General features: G+C 71.3%; 23 protein-coding genes, 1 pseudogene and 1 riboswitch. Of the genes and pseudogenes, 11 read left to right on the forward strand and 13 right to left on the reverse strand.

Annotated elements, in window-relative coordinates; translation table 11 throughout:
• Window positions 1–13: 13 nt before the first annotated feature.
• Window positions 14–1078, forward strand: a complete 1065-nt coding sequence (locus tag AB5J54_RS02105; protein WP_369142124.1) for a hypothetical protein — start codon at window positions 14–16, stop codon at window positions 1076–1078.
• Between the two features lie 36 nt (window positions 1079–1114).
• Here AB5J54_RS02105 and AB5J54_RS02110 read toward each other — a convergent pair whose 3' ends face one another.
• The 3 genes from AB5J54_RS02110 to AB5J54_RS02120 are packed head-to-tail and all read right to left on the reverse strand — an operon-like array spanning window position 1115 to window position 2492.
• A complete protein-coding gene (locus tag AB5J54_RS02110; protein WP_369142125.1) occupies window positions 1115–1549 on the reverse strand; it encodes a protein phosphatase in 435 nt (144 codons plus the stop codon).
• 21 nt (window positions 1550–1570) lie between these two features.
• A complete protein-coding gene (locus AB5J54_RS02115) occupies window positions 1571–2002 on the reverse strand; it encodes a hypothetical protein (protein WP_369142126.1) in 432 nt (143 codons plus the stop codon).
• On the reverse strand, window positions 1992–2492 hold the full coding sequence (locus tag AB5J54_RS02120) for a plastocyanin/azurin family copper-binding protein (protein WP_369142127.1): 501 nt from the start codon (window positions 2490–2492) through the stop codon (window positions 1992–1994). Before AB5J54_RS02120 ends, AB5J54_RS02115 begins: the two co-directional genes overlap by 11 nt.
• A gap of 259 nt (window positions 2493–2751) precedes the next feature.
• On the opposite strand from AB5J54_RS02120, the gene AB5J54_RS02125 reads away from it, so the two are divergent.
• Window positions 2752–3318, forward strand: a complete 567-nt coding sequence (locus AB5J54_RS02125; RefSeq protein WP_351190790.1) for a sigma-70 family RNA polymerase sigma factor — start codon at window positions 2752–2754, stop codon at window positions 3316–3318.
• Between the two features lie 5 nt (window positions 3319–3323).
• On the forward strand, window positions 3324–4190 hold the full coding sequence (locus AB5J54_RS02130) for an anti-sigma factor (protein WP_369149187.1): 867 nt from the start codon (window positions 3324–3326) through the stop codon (window positions 4188–4190).
• Between the two features lie 41 nt (window positions 4191–4231).
• Here AB5J54_RS02130 and AB5J54_RS02135 read toward each other — a convergent pair whose 3' ends face one another.
• The 3 genes from AB5J54_RS02135 to AB5J54_RS02145 all read right to left on the reverse strand — a co-directional run bounded on the left by AB5J54_RS02135 (window position 4232) and on the right by AB5J54_RS02145 (window position 5920).
• Window positions 4232–4783, reverse strand: coding sequence for an SMI1/KNR4 family protein (locus AB5J54_RS02135; protein WP_369142128.1), 552 nt, complete (start codon window positions 4781–4783; stop codon window positions 4232–4234).
• 86 nt (window positions 4784–4869) lie between these two features.
• Window positions 4870–5268, reverse strand: a complete 399-nt coding sequence (locus AB5J54_RS02140) for a hypothetical protein (protein WP_369142129.1) — start codon at window positions 5266–5268, stop codon at window positions 4870–4872.
• 145 nt (window positions 5269–5413) lie between these two features.
• Complete coding sequence (locus AB5J54_RS02145) at window positions 5414–5920, reverse strand: DinB family protein (RefSeq protein ID WP_369142130.1); 507 nt, start codon at window positions 5918–5920, stop codon at window positions 5414–5416.
• A gap of 172 nt (window positions 5921–6092) precedes the next feature.
• On the opposite strand from AB5J54_RS02145, the gene AB5J54_RS02150 reads away from it, so the two are divergent.
• Window positions 6093–6683, forward strand: a complete 591-nt coding sequence (locus AB5J54_RS02150; protein ID WP_369142131.1) for a YdcF family protein — start codon at window positions 6093–6095, stop codon at window positions 6681–6683.
• Between the two features lie 54 nt (window positions 6684–6737).
• On the opposite strand, the gene AB5J54_RS02155 is transcribed toward AB5J54_RS02150, so the two are convergent.
• Window positions 6738–7325 carry an SMI1/KNR4 family protein gene (locus AB5J54_RS02155; RefSeq protein ID WP_369142132.1) on the reverse strand — a complete coding sequence of 196 codons (588 nt, stop codon included), beginning with the start codon at window positions 7323–7325 and terminating at the stop codon, window positions 6738–6740.
• A 202-nt stretch (window positions 7326–7527) separates the two neighbouring features.
• Window positions 7528–7669: riboswitch (SAM riboswitch) on the forward strand.
• Window positions 7670–7879: 210 nt separating this feature from the next.
• Between AB5J54_RS02155 and AB5J54_RS02160 the strand changes: the two genes are divergently transcribed.
• Genes AB5J54_RS02160 through AB5J54_RS02170 form a run of 3 tightly spaced genes read left to right on the forward strand, consistent with a single transcriptional unit; the run spans window position 7880 to window position 9832 of the window.
• Entirely contained in the window at window positions 7880–8602 is a 723-nt protein-coding gene (locus tag AB5J54_RS02160) for an IclR family transcriptional regulator (RefSeq protein WP_369142133.1), read from the forward strand.
• A gap of 55 nt (window positions 8603–8657) precedes the next feature.
• Entirely contained in the window at window positions 8658–9050 is a 393-nt protein-coding gene (locus tag AB5J54_RS02165) for a thiol-disulfide oxidoreductase DCC family protein (protein WP_369142134.1), read from the forward strand.
• Window positions 9051–9082: 32 nt separating this feature from the next.
• Window positions 9083–9832 carry an IS5 family transposase gene (locus tag AB5J54_RS02170; RefSeq protein ID WP_369142135.1) on the forward strand — a complete coding sequence of 250 codons (750 nt, stop codon included), beginning with the start codon at window positions 9083–9085 and terminating at the stop codon, window positions 9830–9832.
• A 28-nt stretch (window positions 9833–9860) separates the two neighbouring features.
• Here AB5J54_RS02170 and AB5J54_RS02175 read toward each other — a convergent pair whose 3' ends face one another.
• A complete protein-coding gene (locus AB5J54_RS02175; protein WP_369142136.1) occupies window positions 9861–10319 on the reverse strand; it encodes an SUKH-3 domain-containing protein in 459 nt (152 codons plus the stop codon).
• A 331-nt stretch (window positions 10320–10650) separates the two neighbouring features.
• Between AB5J54_RS02175 and AB5J54_RS02180 the strand changes: the two are divergent.
• A pseudogene (locus tag AB5J54_RS02180) lies at window positions 10651–11741 on the forward strand (IS630 family transposase).
• A gap of 6 nt (window positions 11742–11747) precedes the next feature.
• Here AB5J54_RS02180 and AB5J54_RS02185 read toward each other — a convergent pair.
• The 4 genes from AB5J54_RS02185 to AB5J54_RS02200 form a co-directional block, all read right to left on the reverse strand.
• Window positions 11748–12218: an N-acetyltransferase family protein gene (locus AB5J54_RS02185; RefSeq protein WP_369142137.1), complete on the reverse strand. Its 471-nt coding sequence runs from the start codon at window positions 12216–12218 to the stop codon at window positions 11748–11750.
• A 169-nt stretch (window positions 12219–12387) separates the two neighbouring features.
• Window positions 12388–13473 carry a LacI family DNA-binding transcriptional regulator gene (locus AB5J54_RS02190; protein ID WP_369142138.1) on the reverse strand — a complete coding sequence of 362 codons (1086 nt, stop codon included), beginning with the start codon at window positions 13471–13473 and terminating at the stop codon, window positions 12388–12390.
• Between the two features lie 97 nt (window positions 13474–13570).
• The gene (locus AB5J54_RS02195; RefSeq protein ID WP_369142139.1) at window positions 13571–14197 is read right to left on the reverse strand and encodes a hypothetical protein; all 627 of its coding nucleotides are present in this window, start codon (window positions 14195–14197) and stop codon (window positions 13571–13573) included.
• Between the two features lie 201 nt (window positions 14198–14398).
• Window positions 14399–14800 carry a RidA family protein gene (locus AB5J54_RS02200; protein WP_369142140.1) on the reverse strand — a complete coding sequence of 134 codons (402 nt, stop codon included), beginning with the start codon at window positions 14798–14800 and terminating at the stop codon, window positions 14399–14401.
• 96 nt (window positions 14801–14896) lie between these two features.
• Between AB5J54_RS02200 and AB5J54_RS02205 the strand changes: the two genes are divergently transcribed.
• Window positions 14897–15883 carry a helix-turn-helix transcriptional regulator gene (locus AB5J54_RS02205; RefSeq protein ID WP_369142141.1) on the forward strand — a complete coding sequence of 329 codons (987 nt, stop codon included), beginning with the start codon at window positions 14897–14899 and terminating at the stop codon, window positions 15881–15883.
• Between the two features lie 110 nt (window positions 15884–15993).
• Here the strand turns inward: AB5J54_RS02205 and AB5J54_RS02210 are convergent, their stop codons facing one another.
• Entirely contained in the window at window positions 15994–16608 is a 615-nt protein-coding gene (locus AB5J54_RS02210; protein ID WP_369142142.1) for a TetR/AcrR family transcriptional regulator, read from the reverse strand.
• Between the two features lie 107 nt (window positions 16609–16715).
• Between AB5J54_RS02210 and AB5J54_RS02215 the strand changes: the two genes are divergently transcribed.
• Both AB5J54_RS02215 and AB5J54_RS02220 read left to right on the forward strand, forming a co-directional pair.
• A complete protein-coding gene (locus tag AB5J54_RS02215) occupies window positions 16716–17285 on the forward strand; it encodes an ester cyclase (RefSeq protein WP_369142143.1) in 570 nt (189 codons plus the stop codon).
• A 196-nt stretch (window positions 17286–17481) separates the two neighbouring features.
• Window positions 17482–18240 (forward strand): hypothetical protein, encoded by a 759-nt coding sequence (locus AB5J54_RS02220; protein ID WP_369149188.1) that lies wholly within the window; start codon window positions 17482–17484, stop codon window positions 18238–18240.
• The last annotated feature ends 11 nt before the right edge of the window (window positions 18241–18251 follow it).

Here is an 18251-nt window from a genome sequence, read left to right on the forward strand (position 1 = left end):
GCGAGGAACAGACATGAGCACACGGCACGGCCGCCGAAGGCGCGTCGCCCCCCTGTCCCTGACCGCGGCGGCGGTCGCGCTGGCCGCGGGCTGCGCGAGCGGCCCGACCCACTCAGCCGCCTCGGCGAAGGCCTCGCCCGGCTTCCCGGCCCCTTCGGCCTCCCCTGTGTCCCCGGTCGCCGGGAGTTCAGGGGACTCAGCCACCACCGGGGCCACCGGGGCCACCGGGGCCACAGCTGCCACCGGGGCCACTGACCCGTCGACCTGGACCCTTCCGCTCCAGGCCTACCAGCCGACGGAGCGGCAGGCCGCCGCCATCGCGGCCGCTGAGGGCACCCTCGTACAGCGCTGCATGCGCTCCTTCGGCAAGGAGTGGCGTCCCGCGCCCGCCCTCCCCCGGATCGGCCCGCGGAACATGATGGACTGGCGTTACGGCATCCACGACGAGGCCCTGTCCTCCCGGCGCGGGTACCAGCCGGACGCCGCCGAACAGGCTCGTTACGACGCCGCCCTGCGCGCCCAGTCCGAACGTCCCGCGCCCTCACCCGACGAGGAGCTCCTCCTCGGCGGCTCGAACCTGCCCGAGAGCGCCCGGGAGCAGGCGGGCCCCGAGGCCCGGCAGGGTTCTTTCGACGGTAGGAAGATTCCCCCCGGGGGCTGCTTCGGCCAGGCCCGCGCCACCCTCGGGAGCCAGTCGCGGGGCGTTTCCCCGCTCGTGGAGCGGCTCAACTTCGCCTCGTACGATGCCTCCCTGCGCGACCCGGCCGTCCGCGAGGTATTCGGCCTCTGGTCCGCGTGCATGCGGGAGGAGGGTTACTCCTACGCCGCACCCCTGGACGCCGACCAGGACCCGCGCTTCCGCCCCGATCCCCGACCACGCGTGTCGGCCGGGCAGATCGCGACCGCCCTCGCGGACCTCTCCTGCCGGCGCCGCCATCGCGTCGCCGAGGTCTGGCACGGCGTCGAAGTCCGCATCCAGGACCGGTACATCCGTGACAACGCCGCGCGACTCGCCGCCGACCGGCGCACCTTGGACACGGTGATCCGCAACTCCGCGACGGTCGGCGGGGGTTCGTGACGCGGGGAGGTCGAGTGCGGAGAGGGATCGGGCCGTTCAGTCGGTGGTGAAAGCGCGCACGTAACGGCGCTGCCAGGGCGTCTCGACGGCGTGACGGTCATAGTGGCGGCGCACATAGGCCACGGCTTCGGCGGGCGGGACGCCGTCGAGGACGGCGAGGCAGGCGAGGGCGGTGCCCGTACGCCCCCGTCCGCCGCCGCAGGCGAACTCGACCCGTTCGTCGGCCGCCCGTTCCCAGGCCTCGCCGAGCACCGTACGGGCCTCGGCGGGGTCGGCCGGCAGCCGGAAGTCGGGCCAGCGGAGCCAGACGGACGCCCACGGGGTCTCGGGCGGGCGGCGGCCGAGCAGGTGGACGGCGAAAGTCGGGGCCGGGCCCTCAGGCAGGGGTCGCCGCAGGGCACGGCCGCGGACCAGCCGACCCGAGGGCAGCTGGAGCACGCCTGACGCGCCCGTCGGCCAGGATTCGGTCATCGCGCCACCGTACAGCGCGTGTCAGCTTCCGTCCTCTCCCCGTGGGTGGTGACGGTGGCGGTGGCTGAGTGCGGACGCCCCCAGGGTGGTCAGGACCAGGACGCCCGCCGTCTCGACCGCGATGCTGGCGCGGACGAGGTCCGCGTCGGCCGATTCGTGGAAGCCGAACAGGCCCGTCGTGAGGCTCAGGAAGAGCGCGCCGAGGGTGCCCGCCGTGAACAGCGCCGTGGCGGCGGCGACCGGTCCGAGCCAGCGGTACGGGGTGAGGAGCAGGACCGCGGCGAGGAGACAGCCCAGGACGCCGTTCAGCAGGAACAGCCAGCCGATGGTGGCCAGGTCGCGGTAGCCGTCGGCCCACAGGGAGAGGTGGATGGCGCCCATCGTCGCCGTCAGGCCCGCGGCGACGAGCCGCAGCACGAGCACGGCGATGCGGCGGGTTCGGTCAGTAGCCATTGCCGGGAGTGTTCGGAGTCGACGGGGTGGTCGGGGTGGTGTCCGGCTTGTTGACGGGGGCGCCGGCCACCGTGATCTCGGTCTTCATGCCCAGGTCCTTGTGTCCGTCGACCGGGCAGTAGATCTCGTACGTGCCGTCCTTCAGGGTGACGGTGAGGGTGGTGGACTCTCCCGGGCCGATGGTGCTGGAGCGGTTCTCGCCGCCCGGCCCCTCGACCTCCAGGGCGTGGTCGTGGTGCCCGGTGTTCGTGGCGACGAAGGCGTACGTGCCGGGCGTGAAGGTCTGCTGCGACAGCGTGATCCTGAAGTCGGTCAGGTCCGCCTTCACCTGGGTCGCGCCGGCCGGGGCCGTGCTCTTCTGCGCGGGGGGCGGTGTGGTCGTGCTGCTGGAACCGTCGCCGTTGCCGCCTCCGCAGGCGGCGAGGAGGCCGGCCAGCGCGGCGGCCGACAGGCCGAGCAGCGCGCGGGTACGTGGTGTCGGTTTCGTCATCGTTCCGTCCTCCGCGTCGGCTCTTCGGACCGGTCCCACGGACCGGTCCTCGGGATCGGCCGCCCGGTTCGGTCCTCGTGATCGGCGGCCCCGTTCGGTCCTCGTGATCGGCCGCCCGGTTCGGTCCTCCGGTTCGGTCCTCCCGTTCGGTCCCCAGAGGGGGTACGGCGCTCGGCCGCGCCCGGATTGCGGTCCGGGCGGACAATGAGCTCGGACCATCCCTTCGGGGACTTCGGACGTATCCACGAGTGTGGGACGCATGGGCCTTCCGCTGGAGCGGGTTCCCGACGAGGCACTGCTCTCCGGTCTCGCCACGGGCGATCCGGAGATCGCGGTGGCCTTCGTGCGCCGTTTCCAGCGCTCCGTCTACGGGGTGGCCGTCGCCGTCGTCGGCGATCCGCGGCTCGCGGAGGACGTGGCCCAGCAGACCTTCGAGCGGGCATGGCGGCATGCCCAGGTGTACGACGGCAGGCGGGGATCCGTACGGACCTGGCTGACGGCCATCGCGCACAACCTGGCGATCGACGCGGTACGGGCGCGGCGCGCGACCCCCGTGGCCCCGGAGGACCTGGAGGCGCTGGTGGGGATCGTGTCGGAGACTCCGGAGCGGCGCGCGCTCGCCGACGACGCGGCCGAGCGGGTCCGGCGGGCGGTGGCGGCGCTGCCCCGGGAACAGGCGCGGGCGCTGGTGATGGCCGGGATCTACGGGATGACGGCGCGGGAGGTCGCCGCCTTCGAGGGCGTACCGCTGGGCACGGCGAAGACCAGGATCCGGACGGGGACGATCAAGGTGCGGGCGCTCCTGGAGAGCGAGGAGACGCGGTGAGCGGCATGGACTGCGAGCGGCTGCGCGAGGAGGGTGCCGAGCTGGCGCTGGGGATCCTTCCGGCGCGCGAGCGGGCCGAGGCGGTGGCCCATCTGGACCGCTGCCCGGACTGCCGGGCGTATGTGGAGCGGCTGACGGTGGTCGGGGACGGGCTGCTCGGGTTGCTGCCGGGGGCGGAGCCACCCGTGGGTTTCGAGAGCCGGGTGGTACGGACGATGACTCCCGCCCGTACGCCGGCCCCTGCCCCGGCAGCCGCGGCTCCCCCGCCGGCGGCGCGACGGCGCGTTCGGGGGCGTCGCTTCCGGATGGCGGCGGCGGGCGTGGCCACGGCGCTGGCCTTCGGGTTCGGCGGCTGGGCGGTCGGTACGGCGGTGGAGGGCGCTCCCCAGGTGGTGGCCCCGGCGCCGCGCGTCCTGGAGGCGGCCCTGGTCTCCTCGGACGGGACCGGAGCCGGGGTCGGAGCCGGCAGGGAGGTGGGGCGGATCTACGCGCACCCGGCGGACGCGGCGGGCGGGAACGGCTGGGTGTACATGTCGGTCGACCTCGGTGAGGTACGGGCGGCCGACGGCCCCGTGCGGTGCCTCCTGGTGCGGGCCGACGGCTCCGCCGTACCGCTCGGCTCGTTCCCGCTCAGGGCGGGTTACGGCTACTGGGGCGCCCCGGCTCCCGTGGCTGCCGACACCCTGAGCGGCGCCCGCCTGGTGGCCCCGGACGGTACGGTCCTGGCGACGGCCCATTTCGCCGGAGCGGGGTCCGGTGGGACTGGCGGGACTGGCGGGACTGGCAAAACCGGCGGGACCAGCGGGACCGGCGGGGCAGTCGGCTCAGGCGCATCCGGGGCCTCGGCGGGTCCGACAGCCGCCGCCCGGTGAGCCGTCACCGGCGCACGAGCCGGAGACACCCTCGTCGACACCTACACGTGGGAGCCGAAGATGTCCGCGTTCGAGTCGAAGCCCCGCTCCGTGTCCTCGAACTCGCCGAGGGTCTCCGAGTGGATGCGCCCGGTGAGCACTCCGGCGACGAACTCGGCGGCGGAGACGGCGTGGTGTTCCCACTCGGGTCCACGGCCTTCGTTGACCAGGACGGTCCATTGCTCGGGCTTCGCCGTCTCGCTGGTGAGCCAGTAGAGGTAGGCGCCGCTGCCCTCGATGTAGGCGAAGGGGAGCACGTCGCTTCCGTCCGCCGCGAGTTCGTCCGGCTTCGGCTCGCCGCGGTCCCAGAGCCTGCCGAGTACCTCGGTGCGCTCGCCCGCGATCGCCACCAGGTCGTAGTCCTGGTCGGTGCAGTCCGGCTCCAGGATCCAGATCGTCCCGTCGAAGACGCCCCCGCCGTAGGTGTCGACGAGGTCCTTGTAGTCCTGGGGCAGCGCGGTACCCAGCAGCTGCTCCGTCCGGGACCAGGTGCGGGGCCCGCCGCCGGCCGGCGGAGGGACGAGGCGGGTGAGTTCCTGGACGGCGGGGTGCATCGGGCGGGTCTTCCTGTCTCGGGGAGCGCTGTGCAGAGGGGCCGTCCTCGCGGGCCCGGGAGTTCGGGGGGTGAGGTCCCGGGGGTTCAGTGGTCGCCCTTGTGCGGGCCTGCCGAGCGGCCTGGCAGTGGCTGGCGCCAGTCCCCCAGCGTGCTGATGAGGAACTGGCGGGCGAGAAGACGGATGTCGTCCCAAGCCGAATCAGAGGCCAGGGCGTCGGCCCAGAGGCCGACGCGATGCCCGGCGTCGATCTCGCCGAGTCGCCGGCCGACGGCCTGAAGGTCGCGCAGTTGCCCGGGTTCGAGGACCCCGCGCTCGGCGAACCCTTCGGACATGCGGCAGAGGAGTTCCACCTCTTCGACGACCGGCTCCGTCTCCAGCTCGCGCTCCCCCAACCAGGACCGTTGGTCCTGGGCGTCGGCTGCGAGGAGGGCCATCCACAGCAGCGTCCCGTAGCGTATGTGCGCGTCGCCGAACTCATTCATGGACGGAGGATCGCACGGAGCCCCCTTCCGCACGCGTTCGGGGGACATACCCGACGGTGCGCCGGAGCCGAAGAACCAGCGGGCCACCCTGCGGGCCCGAGGCAGCAACGGCAGCCGGCCCCCGTGGTCTCCAACGGACAGCGGCTCAGTCGCCGGTCGTGCCGTCGAGCAGCTCGCGCAGGATGTCGAGGTGTCCGTTGTGGCGGGCCGTCTCCTCGGTGAGGTGCAGGAGGATCCAGCGCAGATCGACGTGGAGGCCGTTGCGGATGGCGCGCTTCGCCTTGGTCTCCAGGTCGTTCTCGGCGACCAGTTCGCGGTAGCGGGCGCTCTGTTCGGCGTATTCGTCGAGCAACTGCGTGAGCGGGAAGTCGACGGCGATACGCATCTCGCGGTCGGGGTCCTCATCGGTCCAGGGGCCGATGTCCTCCCCGCCGAGGAGGACCACTTCGAACCAGTAGTACTCGACCCAGCGGAGGTGGTTGATCACTCCGCTCATGGTCATCAGCGGTGACTTCGGCAGGATCGCCTTGCGGGCGTTCTCCGCGGAGACGCCCTCGCACTTGGCGCGGGCCGTGTCACGGGTGTAGTCGAGGAACGTGGTGAGCTGGGTGCGCTCGTCCCACGCGGGCGGCGTGTCGTCAATTCTGGTCATCGCGCGCAGCGTTCCTCATCGAGGCCACCGATGTCGAGGCGTTTTCGACGGACCCGACTCCTACGCCCAGCTCCTGGCCCGCCGCGCCGCGCAGGGACGCGGCGCCGACGGCCCGGCGTGACCCGCCGGGCAGGGCCTAGGATCGTCCGTCATGCGAGCGTGGACGTTGCCGATGCGAGCGTGGACGTTGCCGGCCGCCGGAGTCGCCGTGCTGGCCTGGGGTGAGTGGTTGAACCGGCGTTGGTCGCGGACCCTGGTCGAGGCCGGCGGCCACGGTTCCCGGGCTGTGGTCGTGCTCGGCTACCGCAATCCGTCCGAGTCGATCAACCTCATCAACCGCTGGCGGGTCCGGGCCGGGATCCGTTCCGTCGATGCGGACGCCGGCGGCGACTCCGTGGTCGTCTTCAGCGGAGGGGCGGTCGGTGGTGACACCGCCGAGGCCGAGCTGATGGCCGACTACGCGCGGTCCGTTCTGCGGTACACGGGCCGTGTTCTCGTCGAGGACCGGAGCAGGACCACCTGGGAGAACATCACCCACGTGGTCCCGCTGATCGAGGACGCGGAGCGCATCGCGATCGTGTCCCAGCCCGCACACGCGCTCAAGGCGCGCGCCTACCTGCGCCGTCAGCGGCCTGATCTCGCCGACAGGCTCGTACGCGCCGCCGACTATCGCCTCGGGGAGTGGACGCTGCTCAAGCCGCTTCTTGCCGCGTACGGGCTGTGGACACTGCGCGGTCTCACCGCGGCCGAACGCAGGCGGTAGCTCCCACGCCCCGCCGTTCCCGGGCCAGAGTCAGGGCCCGGGCCCGGGCCGGGGTCAGATCTTCGGCGAGAGTCGGTACTGCTGTGGGTGGACGTGCAGCCGCGGTGAGGTGAGCAGCAGGGCTCGGTTGTCCTGTCCGCCGGCCATGTGGTCGAGCCAGCGCTCGTACCAGGCGAGGAAGTCCGGGGCCGAGGAGACGTTCGGGCCCCAGAAGCCGTCGGTGTTGCCGATGAGGACGCGCCCGGTGAGCGGGCCGGTCACTCCGAGGAGGGCGAGGTCGCTGCAGCCGCGTTCGATGACGTGCAGGAAGAGGTGGCCTTCGCGTGTGGGGCGGTAGGCCCGACGGAATCCTCTCGTCCGCGTGTCGGCGGATGCGCGGTTCATCGTGAAGAGGGCGCAGCGTTCCAGGGGGATCAGTCCGTAGTACGGGGACGCACCCGTGCCGCCCATGTTCGTGAGGAAGTCTCGGTAGGGGCGCGGGAGTTCCACGTCGTTCTCGGCTTCGAAGGCGTCTGCCCGGGCTTCGGGCAAGCGGGGGCCGAGACGGAATGCGTGCCGTTCCTCGCCGAAGGAGTGGCTTCGGTGGGGCGTGTAGGGAATGCGTGCAAGCTTGCGTCGCAGCCGCGGGATGCGGGAGTCCATGCGAGCTCTTTTCTCGTGTCGCCGGCAATCTATCGCGCGGCGGCCGGGGATCATCCTGCGGGTGGGATCCCTACGAGCCGGGACGAGCTCCCCCGGCAGCCGGGCGAGGCGCCGGCGTTCAGCACACGCGGCACGGCCTGTCCGATGGCGTCACCAGGGGCCCCCTGGCAGCTCGCCCCGGGAGTCTTGTATGGTTCTCCGCGAATCATCCAGAGGGGTGGAGGGACCGGCCCTACGAAGCCCCGGCAACTCCCCGATCGTCTCGGCGCTCCCTGTTCGCGCCGTCTCGTCGGGATCAGTGCCAACTCCGGCCTGCGCCAACGTGGCGCGGGAAAAGATGAGGAGACACGGTGCTCTCTACGCTGCCCTTCGCCCCGGCTCTGTCCGTTCCGGGCTTTCCGCGTACCCAGCTCATGATCGTCGCGGCATATCGGCCGACGTCTTCGGCCCTTTCCCGCTGACCATCCCCCTCCCTCACCTTCCTTCCCCTGCCCTCCCCCGGGTGAGGTCGCCGCGAGGCATGCTCGCGCGCCGAGACTGGAGTACCCCTTTCCATGGACATTTCGGATATTTCTAGCGGTGTCGGCGTCCTCGACAAGGCCGCGGTGATCCTCGACGCGCTGGCGTCGGGCCCTGCCCATCTGGCCGGGCTGGTCGCCACCACCGGTCTCGCGCGGCCCACGGTCCACCGGCTCGCCACGGCGCTCGAACGCCACCGGCTGGTCGGCAGGGACATCCAGGGCCGGTTCGTCCTCGGGCCCTGGATCGCCGAGCTCTCGGCCGCCTCGGACGAGGACTGCCTGCTGGCCGCGGCCGGCCCGGTCCTGACCTCCCTCCGGGACGCCACGGGCGAGAGCGCGCAGCTCTACCGGCGCCAGGGTGAGGTGCGCGTCTGCGTCGCCGCCGCCGAGCGGACGTCCGGCCTGCGCGACATCGTGCCGGTGGGGTCCACACTCCCCATGAAGGTCGGCTCCGCCGCCCAGGTCCTGCTGGCCTGGGAGGAGCCGGAGCGGTTCTACCAGGGCCTGCAGGGTGCCCGCTTCACCGCGACCGCCCTGAGCGGCGTACGGCGCCGGGGCTGGGCCCAGTCGATCGGTGAGCGCGAACCCGGCATGGCCTCTGTCTCGGCGCCGGTCCGCGGCCCGTCGCAGCGGGTGGTGGCCGCCGTGACGGTCACGGGCCCGATCCAACGCCTCACCCGGCACCCGGGCGCCCGGCTCGCGAAGGCCGCCGTCGACGCCGCCGACCGCCTGACCGAGGTCGTATGCCGCTCCTGAACGTAAGGACGGAGCCGCGGCAGCCGCTCCGCTCCCCGCGCGGCATGATGGGGTCATGCGAAATCAGCCTGTGCTCGTTTTCGATGGAGACTGCGGATTCTGCTCCACCTCGGTGAGGTTCGCCGAGCGACGCCTGAAGCCCCGGTGCGAGACCACTGCCTGGCAGTTCGCGGACTTGGAGGGTCTCGGCGTCACGTCGACGCGGGCCTCGCACGAAGTGCTGTGGGTCACGCCCGGCGGTGTCGTGTACGGGGGCGCCCAGGCCGTCGCGAAGGTGCTCTTGAGCTCGGGCGGAGGGTGGCCGGCGGCGGGTGCGTTGCTCACGCTTCCTCCCGTGCGGTGGGTGGCCCACGGTGTGTACCGGCTCATCGCGAACAACCGTCACCGCATGCCGGGAGGTACCGCCGCCTGCGCTCTCCCCCACCGCCCGGCCCCGCGACCCGACTAGGCCGTGTATCGAAAGTGGATCTTGGGCTGTGCATGATCTCGGTTCTTCCGTGGCGGGACGTCCCCGTCGAGTACGGACCGTGGAGCCGGGTCTACGACCTATTCCGCCGGTGGCAGCGGAACGGCACCTGGCAGCGAATCCTCACCCAGTTCCAGTCCCTGGCCGACGCGAAGGGCGCGATCGTGTGGGACTTGAACGTCGACTCCACGGTCTGCCGCGCCCATCAGCATGCGGCCGGGGCCCGCAAGCAGGGCGACCGGCAAAAGGAACCGCCGGGCGGCATCTTCACCGAGCCCCGTGATCACGGGCTGGGACGCTCGCGCGGCGGGTTCACCACCAAGCTGCACCTGGCCGTCGAGCAGGGACAGAAGCCCATGTCGATCCTGGTCACGGCAGGGCAGCGCGGAGACTCGCCGCAGTTCGAGCCCGTGCTGGAGAAGGTTCGCGTGCCCCGCCTCGGGCCAGGCCGGCCGCGCGTCCGCCCCCATCGGGTGCGGGCCGACAAGGCGTACGCCTCCCGCAAGAACCGCGCCTACCTGCGCCCCCGCGGGAGCCGCTGCACCATCCCGGACAAGGCCGACCAGGCGCGCAACCGCCAGAAGCTCGGCTCCCGCGGCGGTCGGCCGCCACGCTTCGACCCGGTCGACTACCGCGAGCGTCACGCGGTCGAGTGCGGGATCAACCGCCTCAAGAGGAACCGCGCGGTCGCCACACGCTACAACAAGCTCGCCGCCCGCTACGAGGCCACCGTCCTCATCGCTGCTATCAACGAATGGCTGTGACCAGCACCTGCCGTTAGAGCTCCGGCGACTAGAAGAACGTCATGTCCCAGTCACCCGAGATCAGAGCCCGCACGGCTTCCTCGAACCCTTTGGCGACCCGCTGAACTCCCGCGTCGCCGCCAAGGACGATGTCGCCGTTCTCGGCGAGGAGGACCATCTCCTCGGTCTCGAAGGCAATGCCCACCGGCAGGGCGGACATGCCGAGGCGCTTCTCGAAGTACCGCACGTTCGGCGCGAACGCCTCCGCAGCCTCCTCGACTGAGATCGTCAGCGAGGTCTCGTCCCCGGTGACGTGCGACGGCCAGAAGGCCGTCGTCTCGCCGTACGTCCCGAGGAACGCCATGAGCTCGTCGGTGACGTCGAAACCCGCCTCCTGGTAGGCCAGGCGGGCCGCCTCGATGTCCACGGGACTGCACTCGACGCGCGAGGCACCGGTGAACGCCCTGCCGAGGGATTCCTCCCTCAGCCTGCTCTGCTCATCACTCATCCGGTGTGCACCTTTCTGACCATGCCGGGCACCCATGTCTCGCAGCTCTTACACAAAGGGAATCTATGCGGGACGGATGGGGCCGGACGTCCAGCAACTGTTGCCGAGGCCAGACGGACGCTTGCCCAGCCCTGACACCCTTCGGCAACAACGGTTCCAGCACCGCCCACTGCTCGTCCGTGAGATCTCCCCGCCCCATGGAATGAGATTGTCCACAGCGCAAGATCCACTTTCGATACACGGCCTAGTGCTCTGACCGCGAGGGTTCACCGGGTTGGTGGTCGTGACGGTTGGATGTGCGGTGACGTCCGATCCGACCGCTGGAGGCGCGTTGGGCGAGCCTGTCCGTGTGCGCAGACTGACCGACCAGGAGGGGCCGAAGCTGCAGCGGATCGTGCGCCGGGGCAGCACCAGTTCGGTGCGCTATCGGCGCGATGATGCTGCTGGCCTCGGCAGGCGGGAACCGGGTGCCGGTGATCGCCCAGCTCGTGCTGGCCGATGAGGACACCGTCCGGGACGTGATCCACCGGTTCAACGATGTCGGCCTGGCCTGCCTGGACCCTCAGTGGGCGGGAGGCCGTCCCCGCCTGCTCAAGCCTGACGACGAGGACTTCGTCATCCAGACGGCCACCACCCGCCCCACCAAACTTGGTCAGCCCTTCACCTGCTGGTCCATCCGCAAACTCGCCGCCTACCTGCGGAAAGTCCGGGGGCGCGTCATCCGGATCGGCCGTGAGGCCTTACGTTGCCTGCTCGCCCGCCGCGGCGTGACCTTCCAGCGCACCAAGACGTGGAAGGAATCCCCGGACCCCGACCGCGAGGCGAAGCTGGACCGGATCGAGGAGGTCCTCGACCGCTTCCCGGACCGGGTCTTCGCCTTCGACGAGTTCGGCCCTCGGGATTCGTCCCACCGCGGGCTCGGGCTGGGCCGAGCAAGGCCGGCCCGAGCGGCATCCCGCGACCTACCACCGCACCCACGGGGTGCGCTACTTCCACGGCTGCTACTCGATCGGCGACGACACCCTGTGGGGCGTCAACCGCCGCCGAAAGGGTGCCGCCAACACCTTGGCCGCGCTGACGTCCCGATCTACGTGATCATGGACAACCTGTCCGCCCACAAGGGCGCCGACATCCGCTGCTGGGCGAAGAAGAACAAGGCCGAGCTGTGCTTCACCCCGACCTGCGCGTCCTGGGCGAACCCGATCGAAGCCCACTTCGGCCCGCTGCGCCAGCTCACTATCGCCAACTCGAACCACCCCAACCACACCGTGCAGACGCGGGGCCCTGCACGCCTATCTGCGGTGGCGAAACGCCAACGCCCGCCACTGCGACGTCCTGGCCGCCGAAGGCCGTGAACGCGCCCGCATCCGCAGCGAGAAGGGCATCTGCTGGGGTGGACGACCACTCGCCCAGGCGGCGTGAGCATCCTCAGGGCTCTTGCTCCCCGGGGTGCCATACGTATCGAATGTCCGGCTCGCGTTCCTCGTTGCGGTGCCCATCGGTGGACTCGGCAGCGATGAAGCCGTGCCGCTCGTAGAAGCGGCGTGCCGACGCGTTGACCTGGAATGTCCACAGTGCCAACCCGGCCGGGCGACGCTGCTTCGCAAGGTCGACGAGTCGGCCGCCGATGCCCTGGCCCTGCCAGGCGGGATCGAGATAGAGCTGATCCAGGTCTTCGCCGTCCAGCACCATCATCCCGACCACCGAGCCGTCGACCGTCGCCACCCACGTATCCTGGCCCGGCACGACCACCTCCCGGAACCAGGACCGGACCTGGTCGTCCGTATGCGCACGGCGCACGCCCGGAAGCGCCGCCGCGAAGGCACGCAGCCACACATCGGCCACCGCAGCAGCATCGGAGGCGACCGCGCGTCGGACGACAGAGTTGTTGATCTCCACAGCGACGCATGCTCGCAGACGCGCGATGCGGCTGCATCCGACTTCTCCGCCGTCGAACCAGAACGGAACCCGGTGAACCTATGCGGTCAGAGCACTAGCGCACCGGCGGAGAGCCGACCCGGGAGCCGGCGGGAGCAGCATCACCGGATGGGGTGAACACGGCGGTCCTTCACGGGCGCAGCGGCTGCATGTGGATCGATCGGGCCGGGCCCCTCGACCGTGGGACGAGAGCGCGGCCGCTGGACGCGCGGATGATCAACTCGTACGGCATCACGATCGAGTCCGGGTTGTACTCCCCCACCCCTTCGATGGCGTCGATGAGGAGCTGGACGACGGCGGTGCCGATGCGGCGGGGTTTGAGGGAGAGGGTCGTGATGGGTGGTTCGGTGGTGGCGTAGACGGTGGATTCGCTGCAGCAGACGATCAGGAGGTCGTCGGGGACGCGCAGTCCGTAGCGGCGGGCGGCGGCGAGGAGGTCGGTTCCGTTGGGGTCGAAGAGGCCGTAGACGGCGTCGGGGCGGTCGGGGCGGGCGAGCAGCCGGTCGGCCGCGACGGCGCCCGCGCACGGGTCGTGCGCCGGGTAGGCCTCGTAGACGGGGTCCTGTCCGACGCGTTCGCACCAGTTGAGGTACGCGGTGGTGGACAGGCGGGTGTAGGTGTCGGTGGTGGTTCCGGTGAGGAGGCCGATGCGGCGGGCGCCGGCGTCGGCGAGGTGGTCGAGCAGGTCGAGGACGGCGGCTTCGTGGTCGTTGTCGACCCAGGCGGTGACCGGGAGGGTGCCGGCGGGGCGTCCGTCGGAGACGACGGGCAGGCCCTGGCGGACCAGTTCGGTGACGACGGGGTCGTGGTCGGAGGGGTCGATGACGACGGTGCCGTCGAGGGCGACGTTGGACCAGACGTCATGGCGGGAGGTGGCGGGGAGGATGACCAGGGCGTAGCCCCGGGCGAGTGCGGCCGAGGTGGCTGCTCTGGCCATCTCCGCGAAGTATGCGAATTCGGTGAAGGTGAAAGGTTCATCCCCGTACGTGGTCACGGTCAGGCCGATGAGTCCCGATTTGCCGGTACGGAGCGTGCGGGCCGCCGCGGATGGGCGGTAGCCCAGCCGGTCGGCGACCTCGCGGACGTGGCGGCGGGTGGCGTCCGGGAGCCGGCCCTTGCCGTTGAGCGCGTCGGAGACAGTCGTGATGGAGACCCCGGCGGCGGCGGCCACGTCCCGGATTCCCGCCCGGCCAGAACGGTGATCAGCGTGGTTCATAGAGCGTCGAAGGATAGGGGCAAGATCCACCCGCCCGGTTCTCCACACCTTCGCCACACGCGGAGTTGACGGAACGTCCGCCGGGGTTCCGCTCGGGTCAGGCGGGCGGCTGCCTGTCGGGCAGTGCGTGTGCCAGGAGGAACTCGGTCGCTCCCGCGATGGCCTCGGCGTACGTGCCGTGGACGGGCTCGGACTCCTCGCCCTGCTGGTCCGCGCCGGTGGCGGTGTACCACCAGGCGTCGGCATCGGCGTCGTGGTGCACGACGGCCGCACCACCTGCGTAGTGGAGCGGGATGGACTCCTTGGCGGACTTCCGCACCACGGCGTGGGGCCACTTGAGACGGGCCGACTGACGCTTGATCCCGCCCCAGGCGGCACCGAGCTGGGCGTAGTTCGCCCCGCTGCGGCCGGCCACGGTGGCGGCGCTCTCCGCCAGCCGGTCGACGGACAGTTTGGCTTCGTACAGGGCCCGCAGAAGGGCCAGTTGCACATCGGGCGCCGCCATGAGCACGGGATCGAAGGGCTTGCCGGCGGCGTCGTAGGCCAGCGCGCGGGTCGAGATGCGTGCGGCCAGGGCACGGACCGCGTCGAGGACCCTGTCGTCCATCGTGCCGGCGTCGTCCGGGGTGGGCTCGTTCCAGGGCGGCTCCACCAGGGTCGAGACGGTGTTCCAGAAGTTGTCGTCGCTCTTCTCGGGAGTCGGGATCCCGTCCAGATCGGTCATGCGACAAGCTTACCTGTCGCTACCCATTTTGCGACAGGAATATATGTCGAGCGAAGATGTGGCGCGGCGGCGAGGACGGCACGGCGCTGCGGGCGGGCTGGCGGGCTGGCGGGCCGGCGATCGACTTCCGGTCACGACGCCTCGTGGGCGAGCCGCGTGCGCTCGCCCACGAGGCGCTCCCTCACCGGAGCGACCTGTCGGTCACGGTCGGGCGGCGAGGGCCTCGACCTCGAACAGCACGTCAGGTGCGGCCAGGCTCGCCACCCCGATCAGGGTCTGCGTGGGCGGGTTCGCGCCCCAGCCCTCCCGCACGGCCTCCGCGATGGGCCCGAGCTTGCTGACGTCATGGTTCACGACGTACGTCCTGAGCTGGACGACATGGCCGAGATCGAGCCCATGGGCGGCGAGCGCGACTCCGACGTTGAAGAAGGCCTGTTTCACCTGCTCGGTGAAATCGGTCGAGACGACCGCGCCGTCGGGGCCCGATCCGTACTGACCGGCGATCAGCACCAGTTCCGTACCCGCGGGAACGACGGCGGTGTGGCTGTAGCCGAACGGGACCGGGTCGTGCAGACCGTCGGGATTGATGAGGGCGTGTGTCATGCGGAGGACCTCTCGTGCGGGACGTGCTTGTGTCGTCCTGAAGCCTCCCAACGCATACACGACATCCTCTGTCATGTATTTCTGTAGAGTCTTCGGATGCGCGCCGATCGACTGGTCTCGCTGGTACTGCTGCTGCGGCAGCACGATCGGCTGTCCGCCGCCGCGTTGGCCCGCGAGCTGGAGGTGTCCACCCGTACGGTGCTGCGCGACATCGAGGCGCTGTCGGCGGCGGGGGTCCCGGTCTACGCCGAACGCGGCCGGCACGGCGGTTTCGCGCTGCTGCCCGGTTTTCAGACCGAGCTCACAGGGCTGAACCACGACGAGGCCCTCGCGCTGCTGGTCGCCGGATCACGGCGCGGCGCGCAGGCGTTCGGGCTCGGGACGGCGCTCGCTTCGGCCATGCGCAAGGTCGTCGACGCGCTGCCCGAGAGCCATCGGGCCACGGCCGCCGGAGCGGCTCGGCGACTGCTCATCGACCCGGAGACCGATCTGCTGTCGCGTCGGCAGGAGGCCGAGGAACTGCCGGACGCCGTCGTGGGAGAGGTGCGGCGCGCGGTGTTCGCCGGGCACAAGCTGCGCATCCGCTACGCGGCGGTGGAGCAGACTCCCAAGTGGCGCACGGTCGACCCCATCGGCCTGGTCACCGTGCGCGGCCAGGGCTACCTGCTGGCCACGCGCTCCGGCGCGGACCGGACCTACCGGCTGTCGCGCATCCTCTCGGCCGAGGAGCTCGCCGAGCCGGCGCAGCGACCGGAACGCGTCGATCTGGACCGGGCCTGGCAGGAACGCGGCGCGCGGTTCCGGACGAGCGGTGACCAGGTCGCCGTGCTCGTACGGATGCGGCCGGCGCGACGGGAGGACCTGGTGGGCACCGCGCTGACCGTTCTCTCGGAGGACGGCGAGGAGGACGGCGAGGAGGACGGCCGACTGCGGCTGGAGGTGACCTTCCAGGACGCGAGGCACGCGGAATGGGCCCTGTGGAACCTCGGGGCGGATGCGGAGGTCCTGGCACCGCAGTGGTTGCGCGACACCCTCGGCGAACGTGCCGCCGCGATCGTCGGCCGCTATGGGACGCCCTCCTGAGGGTCGTCGTCCGCGGACGAACCGCACTCGGCGGCGTCCTGACCGCCCGTCACCGCGCAGGCCGAGCGGGCTCCCGGCCGTGCACCGCCCGTCCGCCCATCCGCCCGGGCTCACGACCTCCGCAGCGTCGCGAGCGCCGTGTGGAGGAGGAAGGCTTCGGCGCGGTCCCAGGGCCAGCCGTTCTCGGCGACCAGGGTGCGCCAGCCGCTCGGGCCGAACCAGAACCACAGGAGGTCCGCGGTCTCCTCCTCCCCGCAAGCGGGCGCCGCCACGGCGTGCAGGTGCCGGGCGGCCGTACGGAGAGCGGCGCGGTAGTCCGCGGTGGCGCGCTCCCACAGGGCCTCGCCGTCCTCGTGCGAGGGCAGCGCCTTGTGGATCGCCTCATGCACGGTGAACAGGTCCTCGTTCCCTCTCCGGGTGCCGTGGGCCAGCGCCTTGAGTGCGGACTCCAGCTCCCGCTCGGCGAGCACCGCACGCATCGTCCGCTCGTCGCCGGAGGCTCGTACGGCCGTGTCGACGATCTCGTTGAGGATGTCTCCCTTGCTGCCCGCGCTCGCGAAGACGGCCTTCGAGGAGACGCCCGCCTCGGCCGCGATGTCCGCGACCGTCACGCGCCCGTAGCCGCGTTCGGCGAACAGCCGGGTCGCCGACCGGAGGATCTGCGCACGCGTCTGGGCTGCGGCTTCCTCACGCCGGGGTGAGACGTACTTGCGTTTGGTCGGCATGGGGTCACCCTAACCGTGGAAACGCTCGACCTATTCAATAGGCGATGTGTAACCTGAATATCGGTCAGGGCGGCCAACCGCCCCGTGCGCGAGAGGAACCGAACCCGATGGGAATGTCACCCGAGGACGCGGCCCGCGGACTCTTCACCGTCCTGGCGACCGGCGAGGTGGCGCTGGCCGCGGACGTCGTCCACCAGGACTTCACCAACCGCGAGGCGGTCGTCTCCCCGGCCGCCTGCTCCCTGCCCGGGCCCGCAGGCGCGCTCGCGTCGGGCGCGTGGCTGCGCTCCGCCTTCACCGACCTGAGCTTCCCCGTCACCGATCTCGTCCACGAAGGCGATCAGGTGTGGATACGGCTGCGCATGCGGGGCCGGCACACCGGCCCCTTCGTCCACTACCGCGACGGCGCCCTCCTCCAGGCGATCCCGCCCACCGGGGCCGAGATCGACTCCGAACAGGTCCATGTCCTGCACCTGCGGGACGGGAAGGTCCTCCGGCACGAGGCGGTCCGCGATGACCTCTCCCTGCTCGGGCAGCTCGGCATCTTTCCTCCCGGCCCCACCGTCCGGCTCATCGACGACTGGCACGCCGACGGACGTGCCGCCCGCGCCGCCGCCGTCATCGCCGAGGCGGCCGAGCGGGCGGCGGCCACCGCCCGCCGGCCCACACGCGGCTGAGACGGGGGCTCTGCGTCGCCTGTCACGTGCTGGACGCCGCTGCCGTTCTCCACGCCTCCCGCCCTCGGGCAACGAAGCGCGGGAGAACGGCCGCCGGTCTCCGCCCCTGAGGTGGCGGCCCCGCATGCCGACCGGTAAGTTGGCGATCTTCGGCCCGTGCCACGGGGGCCGGAGTCCCCAAAGGCGAACGCCCGTGATGCATCCCGATCAGTCCCACGCCCGACTCCGCCTCGACGCAGCCCTGGACCGCGTCGCCGTCACCTTCCGCGGTATGACCGCCCGGCCCGACGAGACCAACTGCGCATGCCACTGGGGCAGCGCGGAAGAGCTCGCGCGGCTCAAGGTGGCGGACGTGGAGCTGGACCTCGATCTCCTGCAGCGCACTTGGCAGGCCACCGACTGGACGGACCACGCATCCATGCTGCGGCGGATCCTGCCCCAGCTCGCCACGACCCTCGTCGACGGACTCGTCGAACCCCTCTTCGGTGCGGAACGGGTCGGGCTCGCCTTCGCTCTCGGCAACTGGCAGGAGTGGCCCACCGAACAGGCCGCCGCGGTGGAGGAATTCCTCCAGGCCTGGTGGGCGTACACGCTCACCGATCCGGATCCCACCAGGCCCGCGCATGACCTCCTCGTCCTGGCCGCCGAGGCCACGGGCACGGTGAGCCCGTGGCTCGACTCCTGGGAAGGGCTTCGCCACCCCGTCACGGACGGACACCTCGCCGAGGCAGCGGACCGCTGGGAGTACGACCTGCTCGGCGACCGACTTCCGTGGAGCGCTTGGGAGAACGAGGAAGAGATGCGCATCGAGCTGACGGCCTGGCTCGTCCGCCACGCACCCGCGCGGCTTCGCGTCCATGGCGCGTCCGAGGATCTGCTGCACCGGATACGGCTGCTCGGTGTCACCGGCCCCGACCGCTGGGACGACCCCCACTGGCCCGGCCACCGCTACTGAGCCGGTGCGAC

The organism is Streptomyces sp. R44, from assembly GCF_041053105.1.
Lineage (GTDB): Bacteria > Actinomycetota > Actinomycetes > Streptomycetales > Streptomycetaceae > Streptomyces.